General features: G+C 48.3%; 17 protein-coding genes. All 17 read left to right on the forward strand.

Going from position 1 to position 16,606, the window contains the following annotated elements; all coding sequences use genetic code 11:
- Positions 1-14 precede the first annotated feature (14 nt).
- Positions 15-1,454: a nitrogenase component 1 gene (locus A4E54_RS01950; protein WP_240084981.1), complete on the forward strand. Its 1,440-nt coding sequence runs from the start codon at positions 15-17 to the stop codon at positions 1,452-1,454.
- Complete coding sequence (nifB, locus tag A4E54_RS01955; protein ID WP_240084980.1) at positions 1,417-2,679, forward strand: nitrogenase cofactor biosynthesis protein NifB; 1,263 nt, start codon at positions 1,417-1,419, stop codon at positions 2,677-2,679. The genes A4E54_RS01950 and nifB overlap by 38 nt, the downstream gene beginning before the upstream one ends.
- Positions 2,680-2,694: 15 nt before the next feature.
- Positions 2,695-3,009 carry a 2Fe-2S ferredoxin gene (locus A4E54_RS01960; RefSeq protein WP_248286108.1) on the forward strand — a complete coding sequence of 105 codons (315 nt, stop codon included), beginning with the start codon at positions 2,695-2,697 and terminating at the stop codon, positions 3,007-3,009.
- A 27-nt stretch (positions 3,010-3,036) separates the two neighbouring features.
- Positions 3,037-3,690, forward strand: coding sequence for a Fe-only nitrogenase accessory AnfO family protein (locus A4E54_RS01965; RefSeq protein WP_240084973.1), 654 nt, complete (start codon positions 3,037-3,039; stop codon positions 3,688-3,690).
- Positions 3,691-3,834: 144 nt separating this feature from the next.
- Positions 3,835-3,963: a hypothetical protein gene (locus tag A4E54_RS01970; RefSeq protein WP_282442403.1), complete on the forward strand. Its 129-nt coding sequence runs from the start codon at positions 3,835-3,837 to the stop codon at positions 3,961-3,963.
- A gap of 332 nt (positions 3,964-4,295) precedes the next feature.
- Complete coding sequence (locus tag A4E54_RS01975; RefSeq protein ID WP_240084972.1) at positions 4,296-5,003, forward strand: response regulator transcription factor; 708 nt, start codon at positions 4,296-4,298, stop codon at positions 5,001-5,003.
- Positions 5,004-5,068: 65 nt separating this feature from the next.
- Entirely contained in the window at positions 5,069-5,944 is an 876-nt protein-coding gene (locus A4E54_RS01980; protein ID WP_282442404.1) for a phosphate ABC transporter substrate-binding protein, read from the forward strand.
- Between the two features lie 102 nt (positions 5,945-6,046).
- Positions 6,047-6,685 carry a nucleotidyl cyclase domain-containing protein gene (locus tag A4E54_RS01985; protein ID WP_286724005.1) on the forward strand — a complete coding sequence of 213 codons (639 nt, stop codon included), beginning with the start codon at positions 6,047-6,049 and terminating at the stop codon, positions 6,683-6,685.
- Positions 6,686-6,933: 248 nt separating this feature from the next.
- The gene (gene pstB / locus A4E54_RS01990) at positions 6,934-7,692 is read left to right on the forward strand and encodes a phosphate ABC transporter ATP-binding protein PstB (protein ID WP_240084970.1); all 759 of its coding nucleotides are present in this window, start codon (positions 6,934-6,936) and stop codon (positions 7,690-7,692) included.
- 123 nt (positions 7,693-7,815) lie between these two features.
- Positions 7,816-8,475: a phosphate signaling complex protein PhoU gene (gene phoU, locus A4E54_RS01995; protein WP_240084969.1), complete on the forward strand. Its 660-nt coding sequence runs from the start codon at positions 7,816-7,818 to the stop codon at positions 8,473-8,475.
- A gap of 339 nt (positions 8,476-8,814) precedes the next feature.
- Positions 8,815-10,659, forward strand: coding sequence for an EAL domain-containing protein (locus A4E54_RS02000; protein ID WP_286724007.1), 1,845 nt, complete (start codon positions 8,815-8,817; stop codon positions 10,657-10,659).
- A gap of 79 nt (positions 10,660-10,738) precedes the next feature.
- A complete protein-coding gene (locus A4E54_RS02005; RefSeq protein ID WP_286724010.1) occupies positions 10,739-11,440 on the forward strand; it encodes a response regulator transcription factor in 702 nt (233 codons plus the stop codon).
- A gap of 65 nt (positions 11,441-11,505) precedes the next feature.
- Positions 11,506-12,405 (forward strand): phosphate ABC transporter substrate-binding protein, encoded by a 900-nt coding sequence (locus A4E54_RS02010; protein ID WP_240084996.1) that lies wholly within the window; start codon positions 11,506-11,508, stop codon positions 12,403-12,405.
- 129 nt (positions 12,406-12,534) lie between these two features.
- The gene (gene pstC / locus A4E54_RS02015; protein ID WP_286724011.1) at positions 12,535-13,449 is read left to right on the forward strand and encodes a phosphate ABC transporter permease subunit PstC; all 915 of its coding nucleotides are present in this window, start codon (positions 12,535-12,537) and stop codon (positions 13,447-13,449) included.
- The gene (gene pstA / locus A4E54_RS02020; protein WP_286724013.1) at positions 13,446-14,330 is read left to right on the forward strand and encodes a phosphate ABC transporter permease PstA; all 885 of its coding nucleotides are present in this window, start codon (positions 13,446-13,448) and stop codon (positions 14,328-14,330) included. Before pstC ends, pstA begins: the two co-directional genes overlap by 4 nt.
- 414 nt (positions 14,331-14,744) lie before the next feature.
- On the forward strand, positions 14,745-15,017 hold the full coding sequence (locus A4E54_RS02025) for a hypothetical protein (RefSeq protein WP_240084986.1): 273 nt from the start codon (positions 14,745-14,747) through the stop codon (positions 15,015-15,017).
- Positions 15,018-15,188: 171 nt separating this feature from the next.
- Positions 15,189-16,142, forward strand: a complete 954-nt coding sequence (locus tag A4E54_RS02030; RefSeq protein WP_286724017.1) for a diacylglycerol/lipid kinase family protein — start codon at positions 15,189-15,191, stop codon at positions 16,140-16,142.
- Positions 16,143-16,606: the final 464 nt, after the last annotated feature.

The following is a 16,606-nucleotide window of genomic DNA, read 5'->3' on the forward strand; positions in this document are numbered from 1 at the left end:
GAGGTGCGGTTTTCATGAGAATGGAACAAACCCACTGCCTTAGTGTCAACGAAAACCAGTGCAGCATGTGTATGCCGATGGGGGCCATTCTGGCTTTTAAAGGAGTAGAGGGTTCCATGGCAATCATCCACGGTTCGCAAGGCTGCAGCACTTACATGCGCCGGCATATTGCCGAACACTTCAACGAGCCCATCGACGTGGCCTCTTCATCCCTCAACGAGAAAGGGACTATTTACGGCGGGGAGGCCAACTTGAGAAAAGGGCTGGACAATGCAATAAAATTATACAACCCGAAAGTGGTGGGAATACTTACCACCTGCCTGGCGGAGACCATCGGTGAGGATATCGACAGAATGGCGGCGGATTACCTGGAGGAAAAGGGCCTTGTGGATTTGCCGGTGGTAACAGTTTCCACCCCGGGTTACGGCAACAGCCATTTTGAAGGCTACTTCCTGGCCGTGAAAAGGATTGTTGCTGAACTGGTAAGGCAATCTGTGCGGCACAAAGGGATTAATATCATTGTTCCCAACATCAGTCCCGCCGATATCAGGGAAATAAAGAGAATTCTTAAAATGATGAGAGTAAGCTACATTTTGCTGCCCGACTTTTCAGACACCCTGGACCGTGCTTTGGAAAGGCCTTACCGCAAAATGCCGGCGGGAGGAACGAAGCTGGCGGATATAGCCGGTATGGGCGGCGCGCAGGCCACTATCCAAATGGGCGTGACGGTTGACGAGGCTATTTCGCCGGGTCATTACCTGGAATCAGCGTTCGGAGTGCCCCTGTACAATGTGCCCGTGCCTATTGGGGTGCAAAACACGGACTTATTTGTAAACCTCTTGAAAAAATTGACTGGAAATCCGGTTCCCGGAAGCCTGGAGCGGGAAAGGGGAAGGCTGCTCGACTGCATGGTCGACTCCCATAAATATAACGCGTACGGTAAAAGCGTGGTTTTCGGCGATCCGGAGAATGTGTATGCTGTCGCCTGCACCTGCCTGGAAAACGGTATTAGCCCGGTGGTGACGGCAACGGGCGGCAAGGGCGGCAAACTGGCTGATCTTTTAAAAACCCGGCTGCCCGATGCCGGACCTGCCGCACAGGTTTTCTGTGAGACAGACTTTTCCCGTATCCGGGAAAAAAGCAGGGAAATGGAAGCCAATATCGCCATTGGCCATTCCGGTGGCAGGTACCTCACGGAAAGGGAGGGCATCCCTCTGGTGCGGTATGGTTTCCCCATTCACGACCGGGTGGGCGGCCAGCGGCTCCTTTCAGTGGGCTATACGGGTACTGCCATGTTGTTGGACCGGATCACCAATACACTTTTGGAAAACAAGTACAGGAACTACCGGAGGAACATTTACCAGCAATTTTACTATGGAACTATAAAGCCAGCCGGCAAAGGTCGAGGTGAAAAAAATGAACTGCGCCTGCAACCCGGTGCAAAACGGGAATAGAACTTTGCAACATCCGTGTTTTTCCTCTGAAGCCAAACATAAATACGCCAGGATCCACCTGCCCGTGGCGCCCCGCTGCAATATCAGCTGCAACTATTGCAGCAGGAAATTTGACTGCCTGCATGAAAGCCGGCCGGGTGTGACCAGTGAGATCTTATCCCCTGAAGCCGCCAGGGAAAAGTATGATTTTGTGAAAGACAGGGTAGAGAACCTGAGCGTGGCGGGGATAGCCGGGCCCGGGGAGGCCCTGGCCAATTGGGATGAGACCAGGTTGACCATTGAAGCAATTAAAAAATCCGATCCCCAGGTGATATTTTGTCTATCAACCAACGGTCTGACGCTTCCCCACTATGCCGGTAAACTGGTTGAACTAGGTGTCAGGCACGTCACTGTGACGGTGAACTGCCTGGAACCGGAAATCGGCAAAAGGATTTATCGGTACGTCGACTATCAAGGCAGAAGGTATCAAGGCGCTGAAGGGGCCGCCATTTTAATCGGCAATCAACTGGCCGGAATAGAACGCCTGACCGGACTGGGTGTGGCGGTAAAGGTTAATATAGTGATGATTAAGGGCATAAATGACGGGCACATCCCGGAAATCGTGAAAAAGGTCAAAGAATTAGATGTGTTCATGACTAATATCATGCCGCTCATCCCGGCCAAGGGGAGCGCCCTTGAATATCTGCCCCAGACACCAATGAAGGAAGTCAATAAAATGAGAAATATCTGCCGGGATGATCTGCAACAGATGTACCACTGCGCGCAGTGCAGGGCGGATGCCGTCGGCCTGCTGGGAGAGGACAGAGCCTTGGAATTTAGCGGCCTGTGGAGCAAACAGGAGATATTGCCGAAAACCGGCGAGCAGTACCGGAAGCAGTTCAAAATTGCCGTTGCTTCCAAGACCGGCAGGTTGATTGACCAGCACTTTGGCCATGCCACAGAGTTTGCCATCTACCATGTTGACGGAGAAGCAATCAGCCTGGTTGAAAAAAGGCAGATTATCAGCTACTGCAAAGGAATTGAGGAAGGTGAAAACAGTGAAAGGGTGAAGGAAAATACAATCGGAGCGATCAAAGATTGCCACGCGGTGCTCTCCCTGCGTATTGGCTATCACGCCAAGAAAAGGCTGTCAAAGCATAATGTCGCGAGTATCGAATGCTACGATACCATCGAAAATGGTTTGAAATATGCGGTTGAAAAGCTAGTCAATAAAGAAGCCATATAAAGATTAAGGGGAATGATGGCAGTGAATAAACCAAGGTATCATATTTTTGTCTGTACCAGTTCCAGGGTAAACGGACAGCAGAAAGGCTTTTGCCATACCAAGGCGTCCGTGGAAATAGTGACTAATTTTATGGAGGAGATCCGGGACAGGGATCTAGGCGGTGCAGTGCTGGTTTCCAACACCGGTTGCTTCGCCCTCTGCGAGCGGGGTCCCATTGTGGTTGTCTATCCCGACAACGTCTGGTACGGCGGGGTCACGCCGGAAAACGTGGAGGAAATCATGGATGAGCATATTGAAGGCGGTAGAGTGGTAGAAAGTCTTTTACTTTGATTTAAAAAAAGGTTAAGGAGAAAATCAATGCCGGATGATATTGCCGTATATATTGGGGAAGATGGCCGGACAGCCCCCCTGCTTGGGAGGGGCAGGCTCGCTGTCTACCGGAAAGAGCAAAGCTGTTGGACTATCCTAAAAGAAAAAGAATTTCCCTTAAGCCGGACTCCCGGCCTGCCGGAGCTGCGCAAGATAATGACAAATATGCGGGATTTTCTGGGCGAATGCAAAATTTTCGTAGGACTTTCCATCACCGGCGTACCTTATTTTGAACTGGAAAAGGGCGGTTTCAGCGTATGGGAGTACGAAGGCAATCCCTTAAGCTTTCTTGATCATATCCTTGCGGAAGAAAAAGATTTGCAGATGAGGAGAGCCGCCGGTGAGCGCGGGGTGAACCAGGTGGCTCCCGTGGCGGTTGCCGAGGGGCGCTACCGGATTTCCCTGATAGATATTCAAGAAGGGAACACCGGCATCACCACGAAACAGGCCTTGCTTCCTTTTATCCGCAAAGGTGAATTTTATGAGCTGGAAGTGTTGTGCAGCCATGTCCCGCCGTGGCTGGATGCCGAGTTGACGGCAGGCAACCTCTGCGGTGAGAAAAGCGAAACAGGTAATAATGAAGTTAGGATTACAATAATCAAGAAGTGCTGCTGCCAGCTAGCAGGGCCGAATTTGATCTGAGAGCCGCAAGCCCCCGGATCATTAAATTTTGGCCACGCACGGGCCGGATGGCGAGGAGATTCTTTCCTTACCATATGGCGCCCGGTCCGTACGGCGGCCATTTTGCCTACATAACAGCAGGCGGAATACCTTAAGGAGGTTGTAATGCATGAACGCTACCCTCATATCATCAAGTGCGTCAGCACCAACGGCCTGATGCTGGAAGATAGCCTCGACCAGCTGGAATCCGTCGGGGTCAAGACAATAACCGTGACGGTAAACGCATCGTCGTAAAAGAAGCCGGCGCTTTTATCATGAATTTGATACCGTTTTTCCCTCAGGCTGAATTCACCCTGCTGCCTGCTACCAGCAACGGTCTGCTGGATGGAGCCAAACAGGAACTGGAGCCGATAATCCGTTAGACAAAAAAAGGCTATCAGTGCTCATAAGGGATTTGAAGATCCACCGGTTTTATATGAGCATGATATCCTTCCCGGCGGCGTATGTGTGCGCGAGTGCGTCGGCCGGGTTTTTTACAGAAAGTTAATAATATATTAATAAACGGTTAAACTTCCGATAACATAACTTTAACGAGGCTGTTTTATAGTGTAGTGGGGTGGTTTGGGATGCCGTTAATCCTGGTTGTGGACGATGAGGTCAATATTTTGCAGCTTCTGAAGTACAACCTGACCAAAGAAGGCTACCAGGTTATTAGCGCGACCAATGGGAGCGATGCAATCAAGCTGACCGGCGAAAAAGCGCCGGACCTGATTGTGCTGGACAAAATGCTCCCGGAAATGGACGGCTTTGATGTGCTGCGCATTTTAAAGGCCAACCGGCAAAGCGCCCCTATTCCCGTTATTATGTTGAGTGCCAGGAATGAAGAACTGGACAAGGTGCTCGGGCTGGAATTGGGTGCGGATGACTATATCACCAAGCCGTTTTCACCCAGGGAACTGGTGGCCAGGGTGAAGGTTCATTTACGCCACGGGCTGATGCTTCCTGCTGAAGAGGGGCCGGCGGAAGTTAAAGAAATCAGGGTTAACGGTTTGGTCATACAGCCGGAGAAGTATGAAGCACTGCTTGACGGGGTAAGACTGGAGCTTACCCAAAAAGAATTTGAGCTGCTGCACCTGCTGGCGGCAAACCCCGGCCGGGTTTTTACCAGAGACATCCTGCTGGAGAAGATCTGGGGCTATGATTTCGACCGGAAATCCCGCACTGTGGATGTTCATATCAGCTACTTGCGCCAGAAGATTGAAAAAGACCCGGCTAACCCGGAATATATCGAAACGGTGCGCGGGGTGGGCTATCGTTTCCGTGAATTTCATTAAAAATTTGTGGCATAAAAAAATGAAAATAGTATCAAGGAAAATAGTTTCAAGGAGGAAGTGACTTGCTGAAAAATTCTAAATTAATAATTGCTGTTGTGTTGTGCCTGGCAGCGGCGGCTATGTTGGCCGGCTGCGGCGCGCAGGCTCAACAAGGAACGTTGTCGAACAGCATTACGGCGGTAGGTTCCACCGCCCTGCAGCCGCTGATGGAACAGGCCGCAACCCAGTTCATGGCCGGGAACCCGAATGCCAGGATCGTGGTGCAGGGCGGCGGCAGCGGCACCGGCCTCACCCAAGTCGCGCAGGGAGCGGCTGACATCGGTAATTCAGATATATACGCTGAAGAAAAGGAAGGTATTGACGCTTCCCAGCTCACCGACCACCAGATTTGTGTCGTCGGCATGGCTTGTGTGGTAAACCCGGCCATAACCGTCGACAACCTGACCAAACAGCAGCTGATTGACATTTTTACCGGCAAGACGACCAACTGGAACAGCGTGGGCGGCCCTGATCAAAAAATAGTGCTGGTAAACCGCCCGAAGGCTTCCGGCACAAGGGCGACGTTTAAGAAATACGCGCTGGGCGGCGCTGAAGAGGCTTCCGGTATTGAAGAAGACTCTTCCGGCACAGTTCGTAAAATCATTAAAGAAACTCCCGGCGCGATTGGCTATCTGGCGCTGTCTTATCTGGACGGTAGTCTAAAGGTTGTCAATCTGGACGGTGTGACGCCCGCTAAGGAAAACGTTATCAACGGCAAGTACCCGGTGTGGGCCTATATGCACAGTTACACCAAAGGCAAGCCAGGCGGTGCGGTGGACGCTTTCTTGCAATATATGCTGTCAGAGGATGTGCAGAAGAATATAGTCCCGCAGTTAGGCTATATTCCTGAAGCTGATATGAAAATAACAAGGGATGTAAACGGCAAAATTAAGGATAAATAATAAATAATCAAGGCTGGGGGGGCGGGACACGGGAGTGCCGGCCCCTGATTAATATGATTGCGCTGTTTGTTTATGCAATGTTTATTCGGGGAGGAATTGTATATGAGTTCCATTTGCTCGAAGACCGTTCGCATAGTCAAACTTTTTATTAGTTTATTGAACAAGAACCAGACCTTCCCCGGCGTCATGACCAAGATTCGCTGGGAATTGGCCGGGGATGCCAATCCTCTCACCGGCTTGTCCGGCAATATTGCTTTGGAACAGGAACTGCGCAGACGCACGGCTGAGAAACTGCCTATCTGTGCCGTTTACGTCGACCTGCCGGATAAAATATGCAGAAAAAAATATGGATTATCCGGCGGAAGCCGCATTATTCTGTTTACAGCGAGACTTCTGGCTAACATACTAAAGAAATATGGCGGAAAGAAGGACTTCCTGGCTCATATTAAAGGCGACAATTTCATCGCGATCATTGAAAAAGAGCGGGTAGGCGCATTTTGTGAGCGTACCATCAAATACTATGACAGTTTGATCAAGTCTTTAGACGAGCAGGAGAAGCGGAAAATAAGCAGAAACCTGATCTACACCCAAGAGAGTCTTCCTTTTATATCAATGTACGTGATCGATTTTGGAATAGGCGAAAAGATAGACTTAAAATTTATATTGAAAAAGGCGGGACAGTTAAAATATTATTCAACCCCCGCCGATGGCAGTACATGTGTTCATAAACCCTCAAATTAATTCTGAGAAAACATGTCTTTTACTTTTACCGGGTTAATTAACGTGTCTAACTTCCGTCTTTTTTTTGATCTGGCCAGCCGCCAGGTCGATTTTTTTATTATTTAGAGAGATATACATGAAATTAATCTGAATTTAACAATATTTAACAAGGCGATAATAATAACCTAACCTCGCTCAGCTATAATTTATGCGACATCATATTTGTAGATAATACTGCAACGGTCAGCTTGACTGGGGAGGCAAACAGCTTGACGTCATCAAAAATATCTGTGGAAAGACTGAACCTTTATTACAGGGATTTTCAGGCTTTAAAAAACGTAAACCTGGAAGTTGAGGAAAACCAGGTTACAGCGCTTATTGGACCGTCCGGCTGCGGCAAGTCGACGTTCTTGCGCATCTTGAACAGAATGAACGACTTGATCGAGGGAGTCAGGGTGGACGGTATGGTACTTCTGGACGGTATGGATATCTACCGCCAGGACGAAGACGTGGTTAATCTGCGCAAAAGGGTGGGTATGGTTTTTCAGCGCCCCAACCCTTTTCCGATGTCGGTATATGATAATATTGCCTACGGGCCGCGTATTCACGGGGAGAAGAACAGGCGCAAATTGGATGAAATCGTAGAAAAAAGCCTGCGCGCGGCAGTCCTTTGGGACGAGGTGCGGGACCGGCTTTATAAGTCGGCGCTGGGGCTTTCCGGCGGCCAACAGCAACGGGTATGTATCGCCCGGCTGCTTGCAGTGGAACCGGAAGTGCTGCTTATGGACGAACCCACTTCAGCTTTGGATCCGCTGGCAACTATGAAAATTGAAGAGTTGATTCAAGTATTAAAAAACGACTACACTATTGTCATTGTAACCCATAACATGCAGCAGGCCGCCCGTGTTTCCGGTGTCACCGCTTTTTTCTTAAACGGCGATCTGATTGAATACGGCAATACCGAAGCAATGTTTACCAAACCGTCGGATCAGCGTACTGAGGATTATATTACGGGCCGTTTCGGCTAAAATAGGCATAGGTGTTTTTATACGTTATGAAGAATCATCATACCGTGAGCAATCATAATATAATATAATGTAAATTCATCATTATATTAATTGGCAGTCGATGAAGGGAGAAAAAAGTTAAACATGAGGACCAGAACAACTTTTGACCAGGCCTTAAGTGAACTCCAGCAAGATATTATCCGCATGGGCTTTTCTGTGGAAGAGGCCATTGCCCATGCGGTGGAATCCCTCGTCGGGCAGGATGAAATTAGGGCCCAGGGTGTTATCGACGGGGACGTGCTTATTGACAACCAGCATCAGCTGATAGAGGATAAATGCCTCAAGCTTATTGCCACCCAGCAGCCGATGGCCAAGGACCTGCGGCGTATTGCGACGGGACTGATGATCATTACCGATTTGGAACGAATGGCTGATTTAGCGTGTGACATTGCCAAGATAACCCGTAGGATAGCCTGTGAGCCCCTGATCAAGCCTCTGATTGACATTCCGCGAATGGCGCAAATAGCCCAGAAAATGGTAAAAGAGTCCCTTGACGCTTTTGTGCGGGAGGATGTGCAACTGGCCGTCTCGATGGCTAAAGAAGATGATTTGGTAGACAGTCTGCATAACCAGGTCTTCCGGGAGTTGCTTTTATATATGATGGAAAATCCCAAAACCATCAACCAGGCAACCGCTCTCATGTTCGCCAGCCGCCACCTGGAGCGGATTGCCGATCATGCGACCAACATCGGTGAACGGATTGTTTACCTGGCGACCGGTGAGCGCAAAGATCTGAACGATTAGGTATATTATTAAACAAATCGCTGACAAATCAGAAATATTGGTATTCTCCTCTCCTGTTCCCGGTATTGGTAGCCGGGTTTTTTTTTATCCTTTCATTATGTTCCATTATTACTTAAATATAACCTTTATTTAACGAAGCTTTAATTCGCAAGTAAACATTATTTAACATCAGGGGTATATATTAAAATCATACTTTTTACCAACCATGAGCATTGATAGAAAAAATGTGCAGTGGGGGGTGTTAGCATCAATTCCGTATTAACGAAAGTTGCCGGTCTGTTCGAACGATTTGTCAACTTTGCCAGTGTTAAGAGCAGCTGCAAGATCAGGTCCGGAAATTTGGAAAGCCGGTTGCACGATGCCGTGCGGGAAGCGCAGGGTGCAGCCAAGAGCTCTATCGACCTGCAAAAAGCAAAACTGCTGCATGAATTTAGTGAAATTCTTGAAGGCGCAGGTTTTAACGCTGTATACCAGCCCATCGTTTCTTTTCAATCAGGCTGCGTTTTAGGTTGGGAAGCACTTGCCAGAGGACCACTGGACAGCTATTTTCACAGCCCGGATGTGATCTTTTCCTTTGCTGAAGAGGTAAACCTGCTTTACCCGGTGGAAAAGCTCTGCCGTCGGATTGCCATAAATCAGCTTGGTGGATTGGAGGCCGACCAGAAGCTTTTTTTGAATATTCATCCCCGTTCGCTTGGTGATCCGAACTTCGTCAATGGTGAAACCATCAAGTTAATTAAGGAAATGGGCTTAAATCCTGGCAATGTTGTTTTCGAGATAACCGAAAGGCATTGTATTGATGACTTTTCCTATTTTAACAAGACTCTTGAATATTACCGGGGTCAGGGCTTCCTCGTGGCGGTTGACGATGCCGGCGCGGGATTTTCCTGCCTCCAATCGATTGCTGAAATAAGACCGGATTTTATCAAAATCGACATGTCTCTGGTCAGAGGTGTTCATAACAACCGGGTGAAGAGAGCGCTTCTGGAAACATTCACGACGTTTGCCGAAAAAATAAGCTGTTCGATTATCGCCGAAGGCATTGAGGAGGAGGAGGAGTTAAATACGCTCGCCAGCATGGGCGTGCATTACGGGCAGGGTTTCTTTATCGGCAAACCTGCTTATCCAAAAGCGCTTATTAGTGACGATGTTCTCGCAAGAATAATACGCCTGGCCTCCAACAATCGCAACCGTATCTGGAAGCCTGCCTTCCCGGTGGGCAGCATTGCTGAAAACGCTGTCAGCGTTGACAAGAACACTCTGGTGCGGGAAGTCAAGAAGATTTTGGATAATGACGAGCTTCTCGCGGGCGTGGTGATAGTGGATGAAGGAGAACCCAAGGGGTTGGTCATGCGCCACCTGTTATACCGCCATCTTGGCATGCAGTATGGGGTGCCTCTTTATTACGAGCGCCCGATCTCTGTGATTATGGATGTCTCTCCGCTCATCGTGGAGGAGGATGCAACCATCGAGTTAGTGTCTCAGGTGGCCATGAACCGTGATCGAATCAAAATATACGATTACATCATTGTAACAAAAAACAATTTGCTAAAAGGGGTAGTCTCGGTCCAAAATCTCCTGGACACCATGACCAGGATCCGCCTGGAGCTGGCCAGGGGCGCCAACCCCCTAACCGGTTTGCCGGGGAACATTGCCATAGAGCAGGAGTTGCTCAAACGCGCAACTGAGAGCTCAACCTTTAGTATTGTCTACTTTGATTTGGATAATTTCAAAATATATAATGACAAATACGGTTTTGAGAACGGTGATAAAGTCATTTTGTTTACTTCAAAATTATTGAGCAGTGTAATCAATAAATACGGAAGTGAAAAAGACTTTCTTGGGCATATAGGTGGAGACGATTTTATTCTGGTTACTGACAGAGAACGTACAGACACGCTTTGTAAACGGATCATCAAGTATTTTGACCGCCTGATTAAATCCTATTATCTGCCGGAAGACCGAAAGGAGGGTAGGATTCCCGGGTACGACAGGAATGGACTGGCCAAGTGGTTCCCATTCATATCCGTGTCCATGGCTGTTATTGAGTGCGAAGGAGGTGAAAAAGCGGATTTGAAGACTTTGTCTGAAAAGGCTGCGCAGCTAAAATGTTATGCCAAATCCATTCCCGGCAGTGTATATGTTCGTGACCGCAGGAGCAGGGTTGGTTTTACAGAGAGTTAATAATCAATTAATAAACAGTTAAACTGGCGGCAACTTGTTTTTAACCATGCTGTTTTAAACTGAAAAAGGGTGATTTGAGATGCCGTTAATCCTGGTTGTGGATGATGAGGTTAATATCCTGCAGCTTCTGAAGTTTAACCTGACAAGAGAAGGCTACCAGGTAATTGAAGCAACCAATGGGCATGACGCGATTAAGTTAACCGGCGAAAAAACACCTGATTTGATTATTCTGGATAAAATGCTTCCGGAACTGGACGGCTTTGACGTGCTCCGCATCTTAAAGAACAACCGGCAAAGCGCTTCCATTCCCGTTATTATGTTAAGCGCCAGGAGTGAAATGCTGGACAAGGTGCTCGGGCTGGAACTGGGCGCGGATGACTACATTACGAAACCATTTTCCCCCAGGGAACTGGTGGCCAGGGTAAAAGTGCACTTGCGTCGCAAGCAGCCTTCTACCGAAGAGGAGGTTGCGAAAGAGGCGGTAAGGGCGAACCGTTTGGTAATCCAGCCGGAGAAGTACGAAGCGTTGCTTGACGGGGAAAGACTGGAACTTGCCCAGAAAGAGTTTGAACTTCTTTACCTGCTGGTGGCTAACCCCGGCCGCGTTTTTACCAGGGATGCGCTGCTGGAAAAAATCTGGGGATATAACTATGACCGGAAATCACGCACCGTGGACGTTCATATCAGGTACTTGCGCCAGAAGATTGAAAAAGACCCGGCCAATCCTGACTATATCGAAACAGTGCGCGGAGTGGGATACCGTTTTCGTGAGACGCGCTAAAATATTGTGGCTTTATTTCAGCCACTTTGTATATAAAAAAAGCATATAAGGAGGAGAAAGATTTGCTGAAAAAAGTAAAAGTAATAGTGGTTGCCGCACTGTGCCTGTCCGTTGTGACAGCGTTGGTCGGCTGCGGCGGGCAGGGCGCTCAGCAAAGCACGGATAACAAGGCGGCCCAACAGTTATCCGGCAACGTCACGGCGGTAGGTTCCACCGCCATGCAGCCGCTCGCGGAACAGGCCGCGACTCAGTTCATGGCCAAGAACCCGAATGTGAAGGTGGTGGTGCAGGGCGGCGGCAGCGGCACCGGACTTACTCAAGTTTCACAGGGAGCGGCCGATATCGGTAATTCGGATATTTTTGCTGAAGAAAAAGACGGTATCGACGCTTCTCAACTGACTGACCACCAGATTTGTGTTGTTGGCATGGCCGCGGTAGTTAACCCGGATGTTAAAATTGACAACCTGACCAAGCAACAATTAGTCGATATTTTTACCGGAAAAACTACTAACTGGAAGAGCGTGGGGGGTCCTGATCAAAAGATAGTCCTGGTAAACCGTCCGAAGGCTTCAGGTACACGGGCGACGTTTAAGAAATACGCCCTGGGCAACGCCGAGGAGGCGGCAGGCATCGAAGAGGATTCCTCGGGCACAGTTCGCAAAATCATTAAAGAAACTCCCGGAGCGATCGGTTACTTGGCGCTGTCTTATCTGGACGGCAGCGTGAAGGCCGTTAGCCTGGATGGTGTGGCGCCCGACAAGGAGAATATTACTACCGGCAAGTACCCGGTATGGGCTTACATGCACAGTTATACCAAGGGTCAGCCGGGAAGCGCGACAGAAGCTTTTTTGAACTACATGATGTCTGATGATGTGCAGAAAAACATAGTGCCGCAGCTGGGTTATATTCCTGGCACTGATATGAAAATAGTCAGAGATGTGAACGGTAATGTTAAGAATAAATAGACGCATACGCCGCGAGTGGCTCCGGCGGAAGACGAATATTTGTGTTCAGAAAAGCTGTTAGTGTGTTAAAAGGGCCGGGTCCCCGGCCCTTTTTCAACTAGTTCATTGTTGGAAGCGGGAGTGATTTGGATGAAGAAAAGTTTTGCCAAGGGAGTATTTAGGCCGAACAGCGAATTGCTGGGCAGATTCCTAACCATGGGGGCGGCGATTCTGGCAATAATTTCTGTTGTAACAATTGTATCGTTTATTACCGTAAAAGGTCTGTCTACTTTTATAATCAACGGGGTCAGTGTGAAAGAATTTCTATTCTCCACGCAATGGTGGCCCGACCGCCTGCCGGAAGATGGCGGTCCGCAAGTAGGCGTGCTGGTTTTTATTTTTGGGTCCGTAGTAATCGCCATGCTGGCTGTTCTTTTGAGCGCGCCGCTTGGCATCATCTGCGCTGTATTTATGGCTGAAATCGCACCTTCTTGGGGACAGCGGTTTTTGCAGCCTGCAATCGAACTGCTGGCCGGTATTCCGTCCGTTGTATACGGGTATATCGGCTTAAGCCTGTTGGTTCCTTTTATCCGGGACAATATTGGCGGCATGGGTTTTAGCATACTGGCCGGTTTCCTGGTGCTGTCAATAATGATTCTGCCCACTATCGTCAGCGTGTTGACGGACAGCCTGAGATCTTTGCCCCGTGAATATAAGGAGGCGGCGCTGGCACTGGGTTCCACCCGCTGGCAATCAATCTATCATGTGCTTATTCCGGCTGCCCGTTCCGGTTTAATCACGGGTATTGTTCTGGGTTTGGCCAGAGCTTTCGGCGAAGCCCTGGCTGTGCAGATGGTAATCGGCAATATGAGAAAAATGCCCACGTCAATTATGGATCCGGTGATTACTTTGACCAGCGCTATTACCATGGATATGGGCAACACGCCCATGGGCTCATTGTGGAACAACGCGCTCTGGTCGATGGGCTTGTTTACCTTGATGATGTCTTGTTTTTTTATCCTGGTTTTGCGTTTTGTTGTGCGTAAGGGGGGGGTTGTCCGGTGAATTCACGCCGCGTCGATCGGATTGCCACTGCGATATTTTGGGCCGGCGCTCTTGCGGTTATTTTTTTTCTGGGTGCCATAGTCTGTTACATACTTTATCATGGAGGAAAGTATATCGACTGGGCCTTCTTAACAAAGCCTTCCCAGGTAATCAGCGCCGGCGGGGGTATTGGCCCGCAGATTTTCAATACTTTTTATCTCCTGCTGCTGTCCATGTCCATCACCATTCCCGTAGGTCTGTTAGCCGGGGTTTACCTGTCTGAATACGCGGGTGCCAACAAGTTTACCGAGGCTATCAAGCTTTCTATCGAGACCTTGAATTCTCTGCCTTCAATTGTTGTCGGCCTTTTCGGTCTCCTGGTTTTCGTCAATATGACCGGCTGGGGTTATTCGCTGCTCTCGGGCGCTCTTGCCCTGACAGTGCTGAACCTTCCGTTCATGGTCAGGATCACCGAGGAATCTATTCGCGGTGTGCCGGCCGGCCTGCGCGAGGCGAGCTTGGCCCTGGGCGCCAACCGCTGGCAGACGATCTGCAAAGTAGTATTGCCTGCTGCTTTTCCCGGTTTGATCAGTGGTATCATTATCACTTGCGGCAGAGTGTTTGAAGAGGCCGCGGCGCTGCTGTTCACCGCCGGCATGTCCAGCCCGCCGATGGATTTCAGCCAGTGGAATATTTTCAACGAAACCTCACCTCTCAACCCGTTCCGCCCGGCGGAAACCCTGTCTGTTCATATATGGAAGATTAATACTGAGGGGCTTATCCCAGACCTGCGCAGAGTAGCGGACGGCTCCGCGGCGGTGCTGATTCTGTTCGTGCTCAGCTTCAACCTGACAGCCCGCTGGCTGGGCAGGAGAATACACCGGAAGATGACGGCGACTTAGGGGCTAAACATGAGGTGGTTAAATAAGGCTGTTAAGGTGTAAAGCGGGAGGTCGAGATAATGGCCACCAATTTGCGGAGTGATAGGGATACCTGCCCAAGCAGGGGGATGGAGATACCTGGTAGCTGCAACTATGAATGTCCGTACTGCGAGGGGTTTATAAAACGGAATGGCTATCCATATGAAGTTCTATGCTCACATCCAAACGCTAGGAGGTATGAGGATCTTTTAAGTCATCAAATCTCCTAGCTTTCTTTTAGTTTTCTCTCGGTTGATCTTTAGCCGGCGGGGATATACTAAGAACAGAAGATCCAGAGAATAAAAACATTCCTGTAGCCGTGGACAGTAGACAGCAGTATCGTGTATGATTAAGGCAAAAGAAATATGCCCGAAATGTTATGAAGGAGGTGTTTTAATGAAAAAATTACTTTGCCTCGCAGCCGTTTTTTTAATGTTTTCTTTGGTCGCCGCCGGGTGTGGCAATGTACAGGACGTTACAGATGGCGTTAAAAAAGTTAATGATAGCATCCAGGATGTCAACAAATCAGTTCAGGATGTCAACAAAAGCATACAGGATACAGTAAACAATTTATCGCCTAATGAGGGAAATAACGGAGCGGAGTCTGGATCTGAGTCTGAAGCTAATGAAAACGGAGGCGAGTCCGGGGGAGAGGGCGAGGAAGAGTAAATCCGAACGCATATCATCTGGTTCAAGGCTTACGCCCTGGGCCACTTTTGTTTTCCGCAGCAGGTAAAAAAATAATTAATTTCAGGAGGTTTAATTATGGGATTTTTGTCTAAGTTCTCACGTTCATCAAGTAAAGGACATCATCGTCACGGAAACCATGGTAGTGACTAAATGATAAATTCATCGCCTCAACGAGTTAATGAATATGAATCTAATGGTATGTATAACAAGGAGCGCGCCGCTGCGCTTATAGTTAACACCCATTCCCGCAGGGGGCAAAAATTTTTCCGTGCGGCTAAGGACGAATTAACTAAACAAGGGATCTCGGTTGCGGCTTCATACCCGGTTAAATATCCGGAGCGTTTGCCTAAAGTGGTGCAAAATGCGGTAAAGCGTAAGCATAAACTCATAATTGTCGGCGGAGGGGACGGAACAATAAGTTCGGTAGTGGATTATTTTGCCTGTCAGGATGTGGTGCTTGGCATACTGCCATTCGGTACGGTAAACAGTTTTGCGCGAACGCTTGGAATACCTTTAGACCTGAAGAGGGCTGTTGAAGTTATTGTCAATGGAAAAGTGGCTGATGTGGACCTGGGGAAAGTAGATCATGATTATTTCTCAAACGTAGTTGCCATCGGTTTATCTGCAGATATTGCCCGGTACATTTCCCGTAGGCTTAAAAAGTACACAGGTATGCTGTCTTATGTCCTGATGGGAATGCGGATCATGTTTTCCCATCGCCCTATTGAATGCACGCTGACCATGAATAACGAAGTATTCAAATTTAATACACACCAGGTTGTGATAGCCAATGGCGGGTACTTTGGAATAACGCCGTTTGCCCAAAATGCCACGGCGGATGATCAGGAACTGATGGTTTTCGTTATGGATACGCCGCACCGTTGGCATACGTTAAAACTGTGGATTGCCTTCCTGCTTCGAAAAGCGGCAATCTTTCCGCAGGCCCGTTTTTTTAGGGTGAAGGAAGTAAAGCTTGAGGCTTTGCCGTCACAGTGTGTTGAGGTGGATGGTGAAATAACTACGAGGACACCGGTTAACATTTCCTTGGTTCCAGAAGCGCTCAAGGTTATGGTACCTAGTCAACATTATCAAGGTCAAGCCTGAATGTGAACTAAGATGACGGTGACGCAGGGTTAATTAATGCGTAAAATTAAAGATGTAAGTAATTTTACAAAGACGATAAATCCGAGCTAAACTCGGATTTTTTTTACATAAATATAATATTCAGTTTACAATTATTTAAATTGATATTTAATGATAATTTACATACTATTGGTAACATATAAAGAAAGGGCGCTAAATGAAGTTGGTAGATGTAAAACAAGAATAAATGGGAGGTCGCTATTATGGTCACCGATTTGCAGGATGATAGAGATATCTGTCCGAGTACAGGTATGGGTATCCCTGATAATTGCGAATATGTATGTATGTCCGCAATGTGAGGATTTACAAAACGGAATGACTATCCGTATGAAGCTTTATGCTCACATCCAAATGCTAGGAGGTATGAGGATGTTAAGGAGACAATTTCAGTTGTTTGGGACATGGTGGTTTAATTTAAAGTTTCA

The organism is Pelotomaculum sp. PtaB.Bin117, assembly GCF_002067195.1.
Lineage (GTDB): Bacteria > Bacillota > Desulfotomaculia > Desulfotomaculales > Pelotomaculaceae > Pelotomaculum_D > Pelotomaculum_D terephthalicicum.

Excerpts from the sequence above, each read along its gene's own strand:
- A4E54_RS01950 (WP_240084981.1), top strand. The coding sequence starts at position 15 with ATGAGAATGGAACAAACCCACTGCCTTAGTGTCAACGAAAACCAGTGC.
- nifB (WP_240084980.1), top strand. The coding sequence starts at position 1,417 with ATGAACTGCGCCTGCAACCCGGTGCAAAACGGGAATAGAACTTTGCAA.
- A4E54_RS01960 (WP_248286108.1), top strand. The coding sequence starts at position 2,695 with ATGGCAGTGAATAAACCAAGGTATCATATTTTTGTCTGTACCAGTTCC.
- A4E54_RS01965 (WP_240084973.1), top strand. The coding sequence starts at position 3,037 with ATGCCGGATGATATTGCCGTATATATTGGGGAAGATGGCCGGACAGCC.
- A4E54_RS01970 (WP_282442403.1), top strand. The coding sequence starts at position 3,835 with ATGCATGAACGCTACCCTCATATCATCAAGTGCGTCAGCACCAACGGC.
- A4E54_RS01975 (WP_240084972.1), top strand. The coding sequence starts at position 4,296 with ATGCCGTTAATCCTGGTTGTGGACGATGAGGTCAATATTTTGCAGCTT.
- A4E54_RS01985 (WP_286724005.1), top strand. The coding sequence starts at position 6,047 with ATGAGTTCCATTTGCTCGAAGACCGTTCGCATAGTCAAACTTTTTATT.
- phoU (WP_240084969.1), top strand. The coding sequence starts at position 7,816 with ATGAGGACCAGAACAACTTTTGACCAGGCCTTAAGTGAACTCCAGCAA.
- A4E54_RS02005 (WP_286724010.1), top strand. The coding sequence starts at position 10,739 with ATGCCGTTAATCCTGGTTGTGGATGATGAGGTTAATATCCTGCAGCTT.
- pstC (WP_286724011.1), top strand. The coding sequence starts at position 12,535 with ATGAAGAAAAGTTTTGCCAAGGGAGTATTTAGGCCGAACAGCGAATTG.
- A4E54_RS02025 (WP_240084986.1), top strand. The coding sequence starts at position 14,745 with ATGAAAAAATTACTTTGCCTCGCAGCCGTTTTTTTAATGTTTTCTTTG.
- A4E54_RS02030 (WP_286724017.1), top strand. The coding sequence starts at position 15,189 with ATGATAAATTCATCGCCTCAACGAGTTAATGAATATGAATCTAATGGT.